14 protein-coding genes are annotated in these 17,772 nt (G+C 72.5%); 3 read left to right on the forward strand and 11 right to left on the reverse strand.

Annotation, left to right across the window (positions count from 1 at the left end; genetic code table 11):
* Positions 1-350: 350 nt before the first annotated feature.
* Entirely contained in the window at positions 351-1,073 is a 723-nt protein-coding gene (locus AC3X7R_RS17425; protein WP_489966943.1) for a TIGR03936 family radical SAM-associated protein, read from the reverse strand.
* 18 nt (positions 1,074-1,091) lie between these two features.
* Positions 1,092-2,756, reverse strand: coding sequence for a winged helix DNA-binding domain-containing protein (locus AC3X7R_RS17430; protein ID WP_489966944.1), 1,665 nt, complete (start codon positions 2,754-2,756; stop codon positions 1,092-1,094).
* On the opposite strand from AC3X7R_RS17430, the gene AC3X7R_RS17435 reads away from it, so the two are divergent.
* Complete coding sequence (locus AC3X7R_RS17435) at positions 2,734-3,468, forward strand: endonuclease/exonuclease/phosphatase family protein (RefSeq protein ID WP_489966945.1); 735 nt, start codon at positions 2,734-2,736, stop codon at positions 3,466-3,468. The genes AC3X7R_RS17430 and AC3X7R_RS17435 overlap by 23 nt on opposite strands.
* Positions 3,469-3,486: 18 nt before the next feature.
* Here the strand turns inward: AC3X7R_RS17435 and AC3X7R_RS17440 are convergent, their stop codons facing one another.
* Positions 3,487-5,454 (reverse strand): TIGR03960 family B12-binding radical SAM protein, encoded by a 1,968-nt coding sequence (locus AC3X7R_RS17440; RefSeq protein ID WP_489967097.1) that lies wholly within the window; start codon positions 5,452-5,454, stop codon positions 3,487-3,489.
* Positions 5,455-5,572: 118 nt separating this feature from the next.
* On the opposite strand from AC3X7R_RS17440, the gene AC3X7R_RS17445 reads away from it, so the two are divergent.
* Positions 5,573-6,694 (forward strand): calcium:cation antiporter, encoded by a 1,122-nt coding sequence (locus AC3X7R_RS17445; RefSeq protein WP_489966946.1) that lies wholly within the window; start codon positions 5,573-5,575, stop codon positions 6,692-6,694.
* 15 nt (positions 6,695-6,709) lie between these two features.
* Here AC3X7R_RS17445 and rodA read toward each other — a convergent pair whose 3' ends face one another.
* The 8 genes from rodA to AC3X7R_RS17485 all read right to left on the reverse strand — a co-directional run bounded on the left by rodA (position 6,710) and on the right by AC3X7R_RS17485 (position 15,005).
* Positions 6,710-7,891, reverse strand: a complete 1,182-nt coding sequence (rodA, locus tag AC3X7R_RS17450) for a rod shape-determining protein RodA (protein WP_489966947.1) — start codon at positions 7,889-7,891, stop codon at positions 6,710-6,712.
* Positions 7,888-10,008 carry a penicillin-binding protein 2 gene (gene mrdA / locus AC3X7R_RS17455; RefSeq protein ID WP_489966948.1) on the reverse strand — a complete coding sequence of 707 codons (2,121 nt, stop codon included), beginning with the start codon at positions 10,006-10,008 and terminating at the stop codon, positions 7,888-7,890. The genes rodA and mrdA overlap by 4 nt, the downstream gene beginning before the upstream one ends.
* The gene (gene mreD / locus AC3X7R_RS17460; RefSeq protein ID WP_489966949.1) at positions 10,008-10,529 is read right to left on the reverse strand and encodes a rod shape-determining protein MreD; all 522 of its coding nucleotides are present in this window, start codon (positions 10,527-10,529) and stop codon (positions 10,008-10,010) included. The genes mrdA and mreD overlap by 1 nt, the downstream gene beginning before the upstream one ends.
* Positions 10,526-11,434, reverse strand: a complete 909-nt coding sequence (mreC, locus tag AC3X7R_RS17465) for a rod shape-determining protein MreC (RefSeq protein ID WP_489966950.1) — start codon at positions 11,432-11,434, stop codon at positions 10,526-10,528. The genes mreD and mreC overlap by 4 nt, the downstream gene beginning before the upstream one ends.
* A complete protein-coding gene (locus AC3X7R_RS17470; RefSeq protein WP_489966951.1) occupies positions 11,434-12,462 on the reverse strand; it encodes a rod shape-determining protein in 1,029 nt (342 codons plus the stop codon). Before AC3X7R_RS17470 ends, mreC begins: the two co-directional genes overlap by 1 nt.
* A 153-nt stretch (positions 12,463-12,615) precedes the next feature.
* Positions 12,616-13,029, reverse strand: a complete 414-nt coding sequence (gene ndk, locus AC3X7R_RS17475; protein ID WP_489966952.1) for a nucleoside-diphosphate kinase — start codon at positions 13,027-13,029, stop codon at positions 12,616-12,618.
* 60 nt (positions 13,030-13,089) lie between these two features.
* Positions 13,090-13,524, reverse strand: coding sequence for a DUF4233 domain-containing protein (locus AC3X7R_RS17480; RefSeq protein WP_489966953.1), 435 nt, complete (start codon positions 13,522-13,524; stop codon positions 13,090-13,092).
* A complete protein-coding gene (locus AC3X7R_RS17485; RefSeq protein WP_489966954.1) occupies positions 13,521-15,005 on the reverse strand; it encodes a bifunctional folylpolyglutamate synthase/dihydrofolate synthase in 1,485 nt (494 codons plus the stop codon). Before AC3X7R_RS17485 ends, AC3X7R_RS17480 begins: the two co-directional genes overlap by 4 nt.
* A 132-nt stretch (positions 15,006-15,137) precedes the next feature.
* On the opposite strand from AC3X7R_RS17485, the gene valS reads away from it, so the two are divergent.
* A complete protein-coding gene (gene valS, locus AC3X7R_RS17490) occupies positions 15,138-17,756 on the forward strand; it encodes a valine--tRNA ligase (protein WP_489966955.1) in 2,619 nt (872 codons plus the stop codon).
* Positions 17,757-17,772: the final 16 nt, after the last annotated feature.

Here is a 17,772-nt window from a genome sequence, read left to right on the forward strand (position 1 = left end):
TCCTCGACCGGTGCGCTGCACCGGTGTGTAGGACGCCGGGACCCGGATGCTCAGGATCCGCGACGCAAAGCCTTCGGTGGCAACGACACCCTCCGCGGGCGCGTCGGGGGATGTCTGCCGCGCACCTGCCGCGGTCGCTGGGCTGTGCCACCCCTATGTGTCACGGGTGCCACATGGGCGGGCCTCTGTCACCGACTCACCCTGGCCGCGTCGCGGTCTGGCGTCGACTTCCATCCTCCGTGCCGTCCGACGGGTGTCGGGCCGGCGAGAACGTCGTCGTGTCCCTCTTGCCGACGTGTGCCGTCAGGAGCGACCGAGGCGAGTATCGCACACCCACCCCCGCTTCTCCGCTACGACGCGGAGCGCAGCGGGTCGCCGATGGTGCCCGAAGCCTCGTCCAACGGTCCCTGCTCGAGCCGGGTGAGCAGGGGCGCGCCCGAGCCGAGCGCCTGCCCCTCGTCGGTCAGCTTGGCCATCGCCGTCAGCACGTCGTCGGGGCGGACGGCCGGCACGGTGTGACGCAGCACCAGCTCGAGGACCATGCCGCCCGGCGCCGGCTCGGCCTCGAGGGAGAGCACCGCGCCGCGCGCGTCGAACTCGCGCAGCCCCTTCTTGGTCATCCGCTCGACCAGCACGACCTCCGTCTCCAGGAAGCGCGCCACCAGGGTCTCGAGGTCCGAGGCGCCGGGGAGCCCGATGCGCCACCGGCTGCCGGTCAGCCGGTCGCTGAGCGACCCGCCCTCCGACTCCACGACCTCCAGCAGGTCCAGACCGTCCGGCAGCGCCTCGTCGAGCTGGGCGAGGACGTCCGCCGGGTCGACGACCTGGGCCAGCGCGAGCTCGAGGTACTCCGCCTCGGAGGCCGCGCCGGTCGGGGAGGCACCGGCGTAGGAGATCCGGGGGTGGGGGTTGAACCCGGACGAGTAGGCCATCGGGATCCGGGCGCGGAAGACCGCCCGCTCGAAGGCTCGGCTGAAGTCCCGGTGACTGGTGAAGCGGAGACGGCCACGCTTGGCGTAGCGGATCCGGAGTCGCTGGACGGGAGGGGCTTGCTGCTCGGGCTGCTCACGCACGCCGCACACCGTAGCCCGTCAGGGCAGGGAGACCGACTTCCGCTGCCTGGCGGAGTAGGCGTTGGTGATGCGGGTCCCACCCAGCCAGTCGGTGAGCCGGGCCGCCTCCGCCGCCAGCCGGGCCTGCGCCTCCCGGCCCACGTCGTCGTGGAGCACGACCTCGACCACGCCCTCCTCGTCCTGCACCCAGCAGCCGACGATCCGCCCGTCCCACCAGGCGGTGGTGGCGCCGTTGCCAGCACTGTCGTAGACCCGCGGGCGGACGCCGGGGGCCAGGTGGAAGTCGCGTCCCTTCCACCCCATCGTCGTCGGGTCGAGGGTGGGCAGCAGCGCGGCCCAGGGGTCGACCGGCGGCACCGGGTCGAGGTCGTCGGGCAGCAGCCAGCCGGTGGCCCCGTCCTCGAGCCGGACCTGGGCCGCACCCACCGACGCCAGCGCCCCGCGGACCGCCCGCCGGGTCGACCCGAGCCACCAGACCAGGTCGTCCTCGGTCCCGGGGCCGAAGGTCCACAGCCACCGCCGCACCAGCTCGGCGTACCCCGCCTCGGCCGGCCAGGGCTCCGGCCGCTCGTGGAGCCAACCCTCGGCGGTGCACCAGGTGGGACGATGCTGCCACCAGGGCGCCCCCGCCACCCCGCCGTTGGGTCCGCTCATCAGCGCCCCCTCGGCGCCCAGCACGGTGGTCACCGGCGTGGCCAGCCAGATCCGCACCGCCCAGCGGCCGCGGCCCCTGGTGATCTGCCCGGCCAGGGCCGGGACCTCGCTCCGGAGCTCGGGAACCGAACGGGGTGTCGGCTCCGCGCGCAGGTGAGCCAGCGTCGTGCGGCGCACGTCGGCGAACCACGCCTCCCCGTCCGGCGCGAGACCTGCTTCCTCGACGTCCTTGGCCAGGCGCCTCCGCTCGGCCTCCGCGACCCGGGCGGCCGCACTGCCCAGGACCGCAGGGAGCAGGTCGCGCGGCAGGACCCACTTGGTCCGGCGCATCGCCAGCTGGCTGACCAGGGACCGGTCGTCGCGCAGCGCGCGGTCGACCTGCTCGGCCGTGACCCCCTCCACCCGCGCCCACAGCGCCAGGTGCACGCTGGCGGCCTCGGTGGCGTGCAGCGCGGTCATCGCGGTGGCGGCCGTGACGGGATCGGGAAAGCGCGCCGCCGGGGCCAGCCCATGGCGATGGGCCAGTCGACTGCGTCGTTCCACGTCCGTCACGGTGCGCACCGACCTATCATGGCCGAGACGTCCCACAGTGCTCGGAGCCCGGATGACCCGCTGGAGTAGCACCCTGCCCTGGGTGCTGGTGGCGGCGCTGGGCACGGCCTGCGTCGTCGTGCTGAGCGTGCTGGCGCTCGACCCGACCCCGGGACCGGCCCAGACGGCGCTGGAGGCACTGGTCGATCGGGAGCGGGAGCCCGCACCGACCGAGACCGGGCAGCCCGCGGAGCCGACCGCGACACCCACGGCCGCGGCCTCGCCCACGGACGGAACCGCGACCCCCGGCCCGACCGAGTCGCCAGATCCCGCGGCGAGCGGCTCGGCGAGCCCGACGCCGTCGCCCGGCAGGGGCCCGAGCAGCGCTCCGGCCCGCCCGGCGCCAGCGCCCAGCGCCAGCGCCTCGGCCCGGCCGCCGGCCCCGCTCTGCGTGCCGGTCCCGAGGCTCACCCCGTTGAAGGTCCTCAGCTTCAACATCCACGGCGGGCTCGGGCCCCGGGGCCGTGACCTCCCGCGGATCGTGGAGGAGATCCGGGCCTCCGGGGCCGACGTCGTGATGCTGCAGGAGGTCGACCGGTTCCGTCCCCGCACCGGCGCCATCGACATGCCGGCGGTGCTGGGGGCCGAGCTGGGCATGGAGCACGCCTTCGCGCCCAACGTCCGGTTCCCCGGGCGGGCCGAGTACGGCGTGGCGACGCTCTCCCGCCTGCCCATCGTCGAGACCGAGCACGTGCTCCTGCCCAACGACCCGGGCAAGGAGCAGCGCGGCGTGCTGCGCACCCGCGTCTCGGTCGGGCCGGAGGAGGTCGACGTCTACAACACCCACCTCGACCACACCTCGGACCCGCTGCGGCGGCGGCAGGCCGAGGCGGTGCGGGGCCTCGTCGAGCGCGGCGGCGCGCCCGTCGTGCTGGGCGGCGACTTCAACGCCTCCCCGGTGACGGTCCCCTACGCCACCATCACCTCCGCGCTCTCCGACTCCTGGGCCCAGGTGGGCCAGGGACGCGGCCCGACGGCGGGACGCTCACCCGGCGCGCGGATCGACTACGTCTTCGTCCAGGAGGCCGTGATCCCCCGGGCCGCCCGCGTGCTGCCGAGCGTCGTCTCCGACCACGCCGCGGTCGGGGTCGACCTGCTCGTGGCCGGGGTCACCGGCTGCCAGTGGCTCGCCCGGCCGTTCGCCCCGTAGCCGCCCGCCCGGTCGGGGTCAGACGACGCTGAGCGGCAGCAGCGTCTGGCCGGTGGGGCCGATCTGGATCTCCGTCCCCATCTCCGGGCAGACCCCGCAGTCGTAGCAGGGGGTCCAGCGGCAGTCCTCCACCTCGATGTCGGCGCCCTCGGCGGCCGCGAGGGCGTCCTCCCAGTCGGCCCAGAGCCAGTCCTTGTCGAGGCCGGAGTCGAGGTGGTCCCAGGGCAGCACCTCGTCGAGGTCACGCTCGCGGGTGGTGTACCAGCCGACGTCGACGCCGGTGCCGGCCAGCGCCCGCTCGGCGCACTCCATCCAGCGGTCGTAGGAGAAGTGCTCGCTCCAGCCGTCGAACCGGCCGCCGTCGCGCCACACCTCCTCGATGACCCGCCCGACCCGGCGGTCCCCGCGGGAGAGGAGTCCCTCGACGATGCCGGGCTTCCCGTCGTGGTACCGGAAGCCGATGGCGCGGCCGTAGCGCTTGTCGGCGCGGACCAGGTCGCGCAGCTGCTTGAGGCGCTCGTCGGTGGTCTCGTGGTCGAGCTGGGCCGCCCACTGGAAGGGGGTGTGCGGCTTCGGCACGAAGCCGCCGATCGAGACCGTGCACCGGATGTCGTTGCGGCCGGAGACCTCCCGGCCCTTGGCGATCACCTTCTTGGCCAGCTCGGCGACCTGGAGGACGTCCTCGTCGGTCTCGGTGGGCAGGCCCACCATGAAGTAGAGCTTCACCTGCCGCCAGCCGTGGGAGTACGCCGCCGCGACCGTGCGGATCAGGTCCTCCTCGGTGACCATCTTGTTGATCACCCGGCGCATCCGCTCGCTGCCGCCCTCGGGGGCGAAGGTGAGGCCCGAGCGGCGGCCGTTGCGGGAGAACTCGTTGGCAAGCGAGATGTTGAAGGCGTCCACCCGGGTCGAGGGCAACGAGAGGGAGACGTTCGAGCCTTCATAGCGGTCGGCCAGCCCCTTGGCCACCTCGGCGATCTCGGTGTGGTCGGCGCTGGAGAGCGAGAGCAGGCCGACCTCCTCGAAGCCGGACTTCCTGATCCCGTTCTCCACCATGTCGCCGATGGTCTTGATCGACCGCTCGCGGACCGGGCGGGTGATCATCCCCGCCTGGCAGAAGCGGCAGCCGCGGGTGCAGCCGCGGAAGATCTCCACCGAGAAGCGCTCGTGCACCGTCTCGGCGAGCGGCACCAGGGGCTTGGCCGGGTAGGGCCAGGCATCGAGGTCCATCAGGGTGTGCTTGCGCACCCGGAAGGGGATGCCGGGACGGTTGGGCACGACCGCCTCGATGGAGCCGTCGGCGGCGTAGGCGACGTCGTAGAAGCGGGGCACGTAGACGCCGCCGCTGACCGCGAGACGGCGCAGCAGCTCGTCGCGGCCACCCGGCCGACCCTCGGTCTTCCACTCCCGGACCACCTCGGAGATCGCGAGCACGACCTCCTCGCCGTCGCCCAGCACCGCGGCGTCGATGAAGTCCGCGATCGGCTCGGGGTTGAAGGCCGCGTGACCACCCACCAGCACCACGGGGTCGTCCTCGCCCCGGTCGGCGGCGTGGAGGGGGATCTCGGCCAGGTCGAGGGCGTTGAGCATGTTGGTGTAGCCGAGCTCGGTGGAGAAGCTGATCCCGAAGACGTCGAAGGCGCGGACCGGACGGTGCCCGTCGACGGTGAACTGCGGGATCCGGTCCTCGCGCATCACCTTCTCCATGTCCGGCCAGACCGCGTAGGTCCGCTCGGCCAGGATCCAGTCCCGCTCGTTGAGCACCTCGTAGAGGATCTGGACGCCCTGGTTGGGCAGGCCCACCTCGTAGGCGTCGGGGTACATCAACGCCCAGCGCACGGTCTCGCCCCCGTCCGGCGAGGCCGCGGCGCAGTGCCACTCCTTGACGGTGGAGTTGAGCTCGCCGCCGACGTACTGGATCGGCTTGGAGACCGAGGGCAGGCGCGGCTCGAGCAGGTGGAAGACGGACGCGACGTCGCTCGACATCTCCGTGCGGGTGTCGGTGACGTGGGACATGGGGGGAACCTCTCGGACGGGTGCGGCGATCCTCGCAAGCCTACGTGGATTTCAAGGAAGGACCCGTACTGCGGATAGGTTTGCGCCCATGAGTGCCTCGACGGTCCATGGCCGTTTCAACTGGACACTCGCCGTCCCGCCGCTCGCCCTGGTGCTGCTGGCCGCGACCTGGTCCCGGCACGAGCACTGGGCCGTGCTGGTGGCGCTCGCGGTCGCGCTGGTCGGTGCCGTGGTCGCCGCGGTGCACCACGCGGAGGTGGTGGCGCACAAGGTGGGTGAGCCCTACGGCTCCCTGATCCTGGCGGTCGCCGTGACGGTGATCGAGGTCGGCCTGATCGTGATGCTGATGACCAGCGGCGGCGCGGGCGCGAGCACCTACGCGCGGGACACCGTCTTCGCCGCGCTGATGATCACCCTCAACGGCATCGTCGGCCTCTCCCTGCTGGTGGGCGCACTCAAGCACCACCTGGTCAGCTTCAACGCCTCCGGCACGGGGGCGGCGCTCGCCACGGTCATCACCCTGGCCGGCGTCACCCTGGTGCTGCCCGGCTTCACCACCTCGGGCGTCGGGCTGGAGTTCTCCGCCTCGCAGCTGGCCTTCGCCGCGGTCGCCTCCCTGGTGCTCTACGTCTCGTTCGTGCTCACCCAGACAGTGCGCCACCGGGACTTCTTCGTCCCCGTCTCCAGCGACGAGCTCGGCCGCTTCACCGGCCTCCTCGACGCCGACGACGACGACCACGCGGACCCGCCCACCACCCGGGTGACCATGCTCAGCCTCGGCCTGCTGCTCGCCTCCCTGGTCGCCGTGGTCGGCCTGGCCAAGCTCCTCTCCCCCACCATCGAGGAAGGCGTCCGCGGCCTGGGGCTGCCCTACACCGTGGTAGGTGTGGTGATCGCCCTGCTGGTCCTCTCCCCCGAGTCCATCTCCGCGGTCCGCAACGCCTCCCGCGACCGGGTCCAGACCAGCCTCAACCTCGGCTACGGGTCGGCGATGGCCTCGATCGGCCTCACCATCCCCACGATCGCGGTCGCCATGATCTGGCTCGAGGGTCCCCTGGAGCTGGGGCTGATGCCGATGCAGATGGTGCTGCTCGCGATCACCGTGGTGGTCTCGGTGCTCACCGTCGTCCAGGGCCGGGCGAAGACCCTCCAGGGCACGGTCCACCTGGTCCTGCTGGCCGCCTTCATCTTCTTGTCGATGAACCCCTGACCCGGGGGCCCTCACTCAGCGTCCGGAGAGCACCCGCGCGGGTGAGAGCAGCCGGGTGGGCAGGCTGGTGCTGTTGCGCAGGTGCACGTTCTGCAGGAGACCGATCGCCAGCATCCCGGCGAACATCGAGGAGCCGCCGTAGGAGACGAACGGCAGGGGCACCCCGGTGACCGGCATGATGCCGAGGCACATCCCGACGTTCTGGAAGGCCTGGAACCCGAACCAGCACGCGATCCCCGCGGCCGCCACCCGGCCGAACATGTCGTCGGTGGCACCGGCGATGGCGAGCGCCCGCCAGATCACCACCGCGGTCAGCACGATCACCAGGCCGGCGCCGAGGAGGCCCAGCTCCTCGCCGACGGCGGTGAAGATGAAGTCGGTGTGCTGCTCGGGGACGAAGCCCGACTGGGTCTGGGACCCGTCGAAGAGCCCCTGGCCGAAGAGACCGCCGTTGCCCACCGCGATCCGGGCCTGCTCGGTGTTGTAGCCGGCGCCCCGCGGGTCGAGGTCGGGGTTGGTGAAGGCCATGAACCGGGCGAGCTGGTAGTCCTTGAGGACACCACCCGTGACCGCCACGGCCGCGGCCGCGACGCCGGTGACCAGGAGCCCGGCGAGCCAGCGACGCGGTGCGCCCGCCACGGCCAGCACCCCGAAGACCGTGGCGGCGAGGACCAGCATCGTGCCGAGGTCGGGCTGCGACAGGATCAGGACCGCCGGCAGCGCGGCGATGAGCAGCATGCCGACGACGTCGACCGACCCGACCGAGCGCCGCCAGCTCCCCTCGGTGCGCTCGGCGACCAGCAGCGCCATGCCGACCACGACCGCCAGCTTGGCGAACTCCGAGGGCTGGACGGAGAGGCCGCCCAGCTGCAGCCAGGAGCGGGAGCCGTTGACCGTGGAGCCCATCGTCAGCACCAGGACGAGCCCGCCGATCGAGGCGAGGTAGACCAGCGGGGCCAGGATGCGGACCCACCGGTGGTCGGTCGCGGTCACCAGGACCAGCAGCACGACGCCGATGGCGAGGTTGACCAGCTGCTTGCGCAGGTACGCCGTGGAGTCGCCCGCGGTCAGCAGCTCACGGCTCGCGGTGGTCGACCAGACCATCAGCGTGCCCACGACCAGCAGTCCGGCCACGGCGAGCATCAGCACCCAGTCGAGTCCCGGCGCCCGCAGGGATCCCGGGGTCCGCCCGGTCACTGCTTCCTCCGGGTGGGAGGCATGATGGTGCCGTCGGCCTGGAAGGAAGGCAGCTTGGCCGGCGGGACGACGCCGGGGATCGCCGCCTTCCGGGCCACCACCTGGTCCCCCTCGACGCCGTGGAGCGACTCCCAGATCGTCCGGACGGAGTCCCCGACGCTGCCCGAGCCGGTGCCTCCCTGGCTGATCATCATCACGACCGTGTAGTCCTCGGTGTAGGAGGCCACCCACCCGGTCGTCTGCTTGCCGTAGACCTCCGCGGACCCCGTCTTGGCCCGGATCTGGACCTGGTCCAGCGGGAAGCCGATCAGCTTCCAGTTCATCGTGCCCCGGGTGGAGACGCCCTTCAGCGCCTCGTCGATGAACGCGAGCTCCTGCTTGGCCGCCTTGACCCTGCCCTGACGCTTGGGCGGGATCCGGCGCAGCACCTCGCCCTCGGGGCTGACGATGGCCTTGCCGACCCGCGGCTCCCACAGGGTGCCGCCGTTGCCGAGCGCCGCGTAGGCGCGGGCCAGCTGGAGGGGGGTGACGATGGTGTCGCCCTGGCCGATGGAGAAGTTCACCGCGTCGCCGGCGCGGTAGGCGAAGCCCTCCACGCAGAACTCGCGGGCGAACCGGTAGACGAAGTCCGAGGTCTCGGCGTCCTGGGGCTTGCCGGCGATGCCGCAGTAGTAGTCCTTCTGCGACTCGAAGTAGGAGCGCTTCCACGCCCGGTCCGCGATCCGGCCGGGCGCCTCGCCGGGCAGGTCGATCCCGGTCTCGGAGCCGAAGCCGAACTCCTTGGCGCCCTCCACGAGCGGGTCGCGGGCCTCGACGTCGGCCACGTCGGAGCCGAACCGCTGCCAGTAGTCGTAGCCGATCTGGTAGAAGAAGGTGTTGCAGGAGACCTCGAGCGCCCGGGCGAAGCCGATCGTGCCGTGGGCGCCGGACTCGAAGTTCTTGAAGACCCGGTTGCCGACCTGGAACCCCGAGGAGCACGGCAGCGTGCTGTCGGTGCCGTAGCCGTTGCGGAGCGCCGCGGCGGTCATGAAGGGCTTCCAGGTGGAGCCGGGGGCGAACTGCCCCTGCGTGGCACGCGAGAGGAGCGGCGTCCCGGCCTTCTCGGAGTAGAGGTGGGCGAGGTCCTCCTCGCTGATGCCCCCGACCCAGACGTCGGGGTCGTAGGTCGGCTGGCTGGCCATCGCCACGATCCGGCCGGTCTTCGTCTCCATCACCACCGCGGCGCCGGCGTCCGCCTCGTAGGGCCGTCCGGTGACCTTGTCGACCTGGGTGCGCTGGAAGGCGATGGAGCGCGCGAGCTCCCGCTCGACGACCCCCTGCACCTTGGCGTCGATCGAGGTCACCAGGGTGTCCCCGGGCGTCGCCGCGATCTCGCCGTCGTCCCCCAGCACCCGGCCCATCGAGTCCACGGCGACGCGGCGGTAGCCGGGCATGCCGCGCAGCCACGCGTCGTACTCCTTCTCCACCCCGGCCCGCCCCACGACCGAGGCGCCGTTGAGGGACCGGTCGTCGGCCTCGCTCGCCCGGTCGAACTCGGCCTCGGTGATCGGGCTGAGGTAGCCCAGGACGTGGGCGAGGTTGACCCCGTGCGGCCGCGGGTAGGCGCGCACGTTCTGCTGCTCGGCGATCACGCCGGGGTAGTCCTCCGGCTGCTCGAGGACCCGCAGGGCCACCGACTGCTCCACGTCGGTGGCCACCGGCACCGGCTGGAAGGGCGAGCCGTTCCAGCAGACCCCGGCGACGGCGCCCTCCTGGCCGCAGTCGACCAGCTTGCGCTCGACCTGGCCGGGCTTCTGCCCGACGACCGCAGCGACCCGCTCGACCAGCTGGTCGCGCTCGTCGTCGGAGAGCTTGGCGAGCACGCTGCGGTCCACCGCCACGACCCAGGAGAGGCGGTTGGCGACCAGCGGACGGCCCATGGCGTCGACGACCAGGCCGCGCTGGGGCTGCACGACGATGTCGCGCACCGACTGGTCGGCGGCCTGGGCCTGGTAGCCCTCCCCGTCGACGACCTGGAGGTAGTAGAGCCGGACGAAGAGGGTGACGAAGAGGGAGAAGACCAGGGCCTGCACCACGATCAGGCGCAGCCGGCTCCGCTCGGAGCGGGTGACAGCCATCAGGCGCTCGCCCTCTCCCGCGCGGAGACGCCCAGCCGGCCGAAGAGCCGCATCGTGACCGGCAGCACGAACGGCGTCAGGAGCAGGTCCCAGAGCACCGCGACGCCGATCACGGCCAGGATCTCCGGGACGGACCCCAGCGGCTCGCCGAGCAGCAGGCCGGTCAGGGCGAAGACCGAGGTGCCGACGAACGAGCAGGCCGCCACGCAGGCGAGCACCACCGGGGTGGTGGGACGCGTGTCCTGCCGGACCCGGGCGGCTACCCAGGCCACCAGCACCAGCGCCAGCGCCCAGCGGCCGGCGACGTGGTCGGCCGGCGGCGCGAGGTCGAGGAGCACGCCGGCCACGAAGCCCAGCGGCAGCGCGAAGCCGGCTCCGCGCGTCAGCGCCGCGGCGACCACCACGAGGAGGACCAGGTTGGGGACCACGCCCTGCCAGGCCAGGTGCGGGAAGAAGGAGACCTGGAGGGCGAGGGCGAGGACGACGGCGAGCAGGCCGCCGGCGGTGCGGGTCAGGCTCATCCGATCCCCCCGTCGGCCTCCACCAGGGCGCGGTCGCTCGCGGTGCCCTGCGGCACGACCACGCCGACCACGTCGAGCGCGGAGAAGTCCACGAACGGCTCGATCACCGCCCGCTGGGACTGCTCGCGGACGCTGGCGAAGACGTCGGTGACCCGGCCGACCGGGACGCCGGCCACGTAGGGCCCGGCTCCGTCGCTGCCCCAGGTGACCACGGTGTCGCCCTGGGCCGGCACCACCTTCTGGTCGACGAGCTCGAGGTCGAGGGTGTCGTCGTCGCCGCCTCGGAGGAAGCCGAGCTCCATCGAGGAGCCGAGCCGACCCCCCACGACCGACTCGGCGTCGACCACGAGGAGCACGGTGGCGTGCCGGGCGGTCACCCGCACCACCCGGCCGACGAGGCCGGCGTTGTTGACCACCGTCATGTCGGGTCGCAGCCCGGCCTCCGACCCGGCGTCGAGGGTGACGGTGCGGGTGAAGGACTGGGCGGGCCCGTAGGCCACCACGCGGGCCGGGACCAGGCTCCGGCCGAGGTCGGCGGCGGCCCGGGTCAGCCCCTCGAACTGGGCGAGACGGTTGCGGTCGAAGTCGCTGGTGGCGACCTGGCCGCGGAGAGCGGCGTTCTCGGCCTCGAGGTCGCGCAGGTCGCGGCGCAGGTCCCCCTTGTCGCGGAACCAGGCCGGGACGGCGGTGAAGGGGCGGACCACGTTCGAGGTGACCGACTCCACCGGGGCGAACGCCTCGCCGACGCCGGCTCGCAGGTGCTCCACGGGCGAGTCGGCACCGGTCGACTGGTCGAGCGTCATCAAGGTCGCGGCGGCGAGCACCAGCGCGACCAGCGTCGAGCGCGGCGGACGGGAACCCTCGTCGAGGCCGCGCCAACGGCGCTCCCGGTCGAAGGGGGCCATCATCTCCTCCTGGGGTCCGAGACCAGGACCTGCTGGAGGGCCTCGAACTCCTCCACGCACCGACCCGCGCCGAAGGCGACGGACTCCAGCGGGTGCTCGGCCACGTGCACCGGCATGCCCGTCTCGTGGCGGAGCCGCTCGTCGAGCCCCCGCAGGAGGGCGCCTCCCCCGGTCAGCACGATCCCGCGGTCCATGATGTCGCCGGCGAGCTCGGGGGGCGTCTGGTCGAGCGTGGCACGGACGGCGTCGACGATGTCGACCACCTGCTCCTCCAGGGCGTGCCGCACCTCGGAGCTGGAGACCACTACCGTGCGCGGCAGCCCGGAGACCATGTCACGGCCGCGGATCTCCGCCTCCGGCTCCTCCGGCAGGGGGAAGGCGGAGCCGAGAGTCATCTTGACCTCCTCGGCGGTGCGCTCCCCCAGCATCAGGGAGTACTCCTTCTTCATCCAGGCCATGATCGCCTGGTCGAGGTCGTCGCCCGCGGTCCGCACGCTGAGGCTGGTGACGATGCCGCCGAGCGAGATGACGGCCACCTCGGTGGTGCCGCCGCCGACGTCGACGACCATGTTGCCGGTCGCCTCGTGGACGGGGAGTCCGGCGCCGATCGCGGCGGCCATCGGCTCCTCCACGATGTAGACGCGCCGCGCGCCCGCCTGGTAGCCGGCCTCCTTGACGGCACGCTGCTCCACCGCGGTGATGCCGCTCGGCACGCAGATGACCATCCGGGGCTTGGCGAAGTAGCGACGCCGGTGCACCTGCTGGATGAAGTAGCGCAGCATCTGCTCGGTGGCGTCGAAGTCGGCGATGACGCCGTCCTTGAGCGGGCGGATGGCGGCGATGCTGTCGGGCGTGCGGCCGATCATCCGCTTGGCCTCGTGCCCGACGGCGAGCACCTCGCCGGTGCTGGTGTTCATCGCGACGACGCTGGGCTCGTCGAGGACGACGCCCTTGCCGCGCACGTAGACCAACGTGTTGGCAGTGCCGAGGTCGACCGCCATGTCGCGGCCGATGACGCTGTTCGCCATGCGCAGATGCCTTCACTGGTCGTCCGTGGGGAAGGGCCACGGTGTGACGGGTGTGGCCTTGACTCAGGGTAGGGAGAAGGCAGGCACGATCACGGCAGGACACGCGCGCGGGTCGGCGTCACCCGGCGCGACGGGGAGGTGGCGGGAGGCAGGTCAGCCGGTGAGGGCGGGGAACCAGAGCTCGATCTCGCGCTCCGCCGAGGCGGGGCTGTCGGAGCCGTGCACCAGGTTCTCCCGGTTGGAGAGGGAGAAGTCGCCGCGGATGGTGCCGGGGGCCGCCTTGCGCCCGTCGGTGGCGCCGTTGAGCGCCCGGACCACCTCGACCGCGTCGTCGCCCTCGAGCACTGCGGCGACCAGCGGTCCGCTCGTCACAAAGTCGCGCAGCGCCGGGTAGAAGTCGCGCTCCACGTGCTCGGCGTAGTGGGCGTCGGACTGCGAGGCACCGATGGTGCGCAGCTCCATCGCGACCAGGGACAGCCCCTTGGCCTCGTAGCGGGACAGGATCGCCCCGGCCAGGCCGCGCTTCACGGCGTCGGGCTTGAGCAGGACGAGGGTGCGCTGGGTCATGGGACCAGCCTAGCCACCCCGCCCTCGCGCCCCTCCCACGGCGTCGCGGCCGGCGCCGGGCTAGGAAGCGCCGTCCTGGGACCCGTCCTGCGGCGTCCCCGTCCCGCGGTAGGCCAGCCAGGCCTCCGCACGCTCCCGCTCGATCTTGCGGCCGAGCCAGTCGGCCGCTCCCCACAGCGCGGCGAAGATCCCGCCCAGCACGAACATCATCGGGATCACGAAGCCCAGCGCGACAGCCGCCACCTGGACCCCCCACCCGGCCTTGTAGGCCCACTCGGCGCGCAGCATCCCGGCCAGCAGCAGCGAGACGACGGCGAGGCCGAGGCCGACCGTCAGCGCGGTGCCCACCGGCACGTCCGCGATGGTGACCAGCACCGGGGTGGTCAGTCCGAGGGCGATCGCCTCGAGGCCCAGCACCGCCGCGCACATGCCGCGCCGCGGCGAGCGCTCGGTGTTGGGGGGCGCCGCCTGGGGCGCCGGGGTCTCCTCGGTCATTCCCGCTCCGCCCGGTCGTCGCCCAGGTCGTCCTGCTCGTCGTACTCGTCCAGCTCGTCGACCAGCTCCTGGTCCCCCGGGACGACGACGGCCTCCACCGGGCGGGCCCGCGAGGCGCTCCGCGGCAGGGCGGGGCGCAGCATGCTGCGCGCCTCGCCCACGGTCACCACCGAGCCGGTGACCAGCACCGCCCCGGAGCCCACCGAGTCCCCGAACGCCTGGCCGGCCTCCGCCAGCGCCGCCGCCTGGTCGATCGCGTCGGCCAGCCGCGGCACCACGGTGACCCGGTCCTCGCCGAAGACCTCGACGGCGACCTCCCCCAGCGCCTGGGCGGGCATGGCGCGGGGGGTGGAGCTCTGGGTGACCACCAGGTGGGCCAGGGTGGGCTCGAAGGCCGCGAGCAGCCCCTCGTAGTCCTTGTCGCCCATCACGCCGATCACCCCGATGAGCGGGGAGAAGGCGAACGAGTCGGCCAGGGCCTGCGCCGTCGCCTCCGCTCCGGCCGGGTTGTGCGCGGCGTCGAGGACGATCGTCGGGGAGTGCCGGATGACCTCCAGCCGGCCGGGCGAGGTGACCTCGGCGAAGGCCGCGCGGACCAGCTCCTCGTCGAGCGGCGCGTCGCCGGTCAGCGCCTCCACCGCGGCCAGCGCCACCGCGGCGTTCTGCGCCTGGTGGGCCCCGTGCAGCGGCACGAAGACGTCGTCGTAGCGGCCGTGGAGGCCCTGCAGCGAGAGCATCTGCCCGCCGACGCCCGGCACCCGCGAGAGCACGCCGAACTCCACGCCCTCGCGGACGACGGTGGCACCCACCTCCGCGGCCCGCTCCAGGAGCACCGCCGCCACCTCGGGCGTCTGCTCGGCGAGGACCGCGGTGCTGCCGGGCTTGATGATCCCGGCCTTCTCGACGGCGATCGAGACGGCGTCGGGGCCGAGGTACTGGCTGTGGTCGACCGCCACCGGCAGCACCACCGCCACCTCGGCGTCGACCACGTTGGTGGCGTCCCAGGACCCGCCCATCCCGACCTCGACGACGGCGACGTCGACCGGCGCGTCGGCGAAGGCGGCGAACGCCATCCCGACGATGGTCTCGAAGAACGACAGCGGGTGCTCCTGCTCGGTGTCGACCAGGTGCGTGTACGGCGCCACGTCGTTGAAGGCGCGGACGAACGCCTCGTCGTCCAACGTCTCGCCGTCGATGCTGATCCGCTCGTTCATCCGCTCCACGTGCGGGCTGGTGAAGCGCCCGGTGCGCAGCTCCATGGCACGCAGCAGGGTGTCGATCATCCGGGAGGTGGAGGTCTTGCCGTTCGTCCCGGTCAGGTGCACGACCTTGTAGGCCCCCTGCGGGTCGCCGAGGAGCTCGGTGAACGCCTCGATGCGGTCCAGCGACGGCTCGAGGCGGGTCTCCGGCCAGCGCGACAGAAGGGCGTCCTCCGCCTCGGCGAAGGTCTCGGCGGGACGGGGCTGCGCAGACTCGGTCATGATGCCTCAGAGTCTAGGGGGCCCGCTTCAGGACCCGGAGGACGCCGTCAGCCGCCACCACCCGCCCGAGCACGTGACCGTGGGTGGGAACGCATTTAGCCGGGGCCCGCGGCCACTCATAGACTCAGGCTCATGACTGAGAACCAGACCCCCGACCTGTCCACGACGACGCCGTCCCCGCGCGACGTCGTCGTACCGGACAAGCCGGCGCTGGAGGGTCTGGAGGCCAAGTGGTCGCAGCGGTGGAAGGAGCAGGGGACCTACCGCTTCGACCGCACGCAGCCGCGCGAGAACGTCTACTCCATCGACACTCCCCCGCCCACGGTGAGCGGCTCCCTGCACGTCGGGCACGTCTTCTCCTACACCCATCCCGACCTGATCGCCCGCTACCAGCGGATGACCGGCAAGAGCGTCTTCTACCCGATGGGCTGGGACGACAACGGGCTGCCCACCGAACGGCGGGTGCAGAACTACTACGGCGTGCGGTGCGACCCCTCGCTGCCGTACGACCCCGACTTCACCCCGCCGGAGAAGCCGGACCCCAAGCGTCAGGTGCCGGTCAGCCGACCGAACTTCGTCGAGCTCTGCGAGCAGCTGGTCCAGGAGGACGAGAAGGTCTTCGAGTCGCTGTGGCGCACCCTGGGCCTCTCCGTCGACTGGGACCACCAGTACACGACCGTTAGCAAGCCGGCCCAGGTGGTCAGCCAGCGCGCGTTCCTGCGCAACTTCGCCCGGGGCGAGGCCTACCTGCAGGAGGCCCCCACCCTGTGGGACGTCACCTTCCAGACCGCGGTCGCCCAGGCCGAGCTCGAGTCGCGTGACTACGCGGGCGCCTACCACCGGGTGGCGTTCCACCGGCCCGACGGGCAGACCGTCGAGATCGAGACCACCCGCCCCGAGCTGATCCCCTCGGTGGTCGCCCTGGTCGCCCACCCCGACGACGAGCGCTACCAGCCGCTCTTCGGCACCACCGTCACCTCGCCCGTCTTCGGCGTCGAGATCCCGGTGCTCGCCCACCCCGCCGCGGAGATGGACAAGGGCGCCGGCATCGCCATGAGCTGCACCTTCGGCGACCTGACCGACGTCACCTGGTGGCGCGAGCTGCAGCTGCCGGTCCGCACCGTGATCGGCCGGGACGGCCGGTTCACCCGGGAGACCCCGGAGTGGCTGGCAGCCGAGCCGGCGACCACGGCGTACGCCGAGCTGGCCGGCAAGACGGTCTTCTCCGCCCGGGAGGCGATGGTGGCCCTGCTCCGGGAGAGCGGTGACCTGATCGGCGACCCCAAGCCGACCCAGCGGATGGCGAACTTCTACGAGCGGGGCGACAAGCCGCTCGAGATCGTCTCCACCCGGCAGTGGTACCTCACCAACGGTGGCCGGAGCGCCGAGCTGCGTGAGGAGATGCTGGCCCGGGGGGCCGAGATCTCGTGGCTGCCCGAGCACATGAAGCACCGCTACGACAACTGGGTGGGTGGACTCAACGGGGACTGGCTGATCAGCCGGCAGCGGTTCTTCGGGATCCCCTTCCCGGTCTGGTACCCCCTGGACGCCGAGGGCGAGCCCGACTACGACCACCCCCTCCTGCCCACCGAGGCGGAGCTGCCCGTGGACCCCTCCACCGACGCCCCGCGTGGGTACGACGAGGCGCAGCGCGGCAAGCCGGGCGGCTTCCTCGGCGACCCCGACGTGATGGACACCTGGGCCACCTCCTCGCTGACCCCCCAGATCGCCGGCCAGTGGGGCACCGACGACGACCTCTTCGGCCGCGTCTTCCCGATGGACCTGTGCACCCAGGGCCACGACATCATCCGCACCTGGCTCTTCTCCCGGGTCGTCCGCTCGCACTTCGAGAACGGCGTGACCCCGTGGTCGCACGCCATGCTCTCGGGCTGGATCCTCGACCCGGACCGCAAGAAGATGTCGAAGTCCAAGGGCAACGTGGTCGTCCCGACCGAGATCCTGGAGAAGTTCGGGGCCGACGCCGTCCGGTGGCGCGCCGCCCTGGCCCGTCCGGGCCTCGACTCGCCGTTCGACGAGACCCAGATGAAGGTCGGCCGCCGGCTGGCCATGAAGGTGCTCAACGTCGCCAAGTTCGTGCTGTCGAGCGTCGGGGCCACCAACCCGAGCCCGGTCACCGTCTCCGAGCCCGTCGACTGCGCCCTGATGGGCCGGCTCGCCGCGGTCGTCCGCACCGCGACCGAGGCGTTCGAGGCGTACGACTACACCGGCGCCCTCGAGGTCACCGAGCGCTTCTTCTGGGAGTTCTGCGACGACTACGTCGAGCTCGTCAAGGAGCGCGCCTACGCGGAGGAGGGCGGCCCGGCCACCGACTCCGCCCGAGCCGCGCTGGCCCTCGCGCTCCACGTCCAGCTGAGGCTGCTGGCGCCCTTCCTCCCCTACGTGACCGAGGAGGTGTGGTCCTGGTGGCGCGAGGGCTCGGTCCACACCCAGGCCTGGCCCACTCCCCTCGAGCTCGGCTCCGCCGCCGCCACCGACCCCCGCTCCCTGGCGGGCGTGGCCGCGGCTCTGGCCGGAGTCCGGGGTGCCAAGTCGAAGGCCAAGGTCTCCATGCGCCACGAGCTCTCCCGGGTCCGCGTGTCCGGGCCGTCGGCCCTCGTCGCCGGGGCCGAGTCCGCGGCCGAGGACCTGCGCCGGGCCGGCAAGATCACCGGTGAGCTCCTCTTCGTCGTCGACGAGGAGGCACCCGAGGTCACGGTCGAGGCCGAGCTGGCGCCGGTCCCGGAGGACTGACCGGCCGGGTCCGGCC

This window comes from Nocardioides sp. Z22_16, from assembly GCF_058134365.1.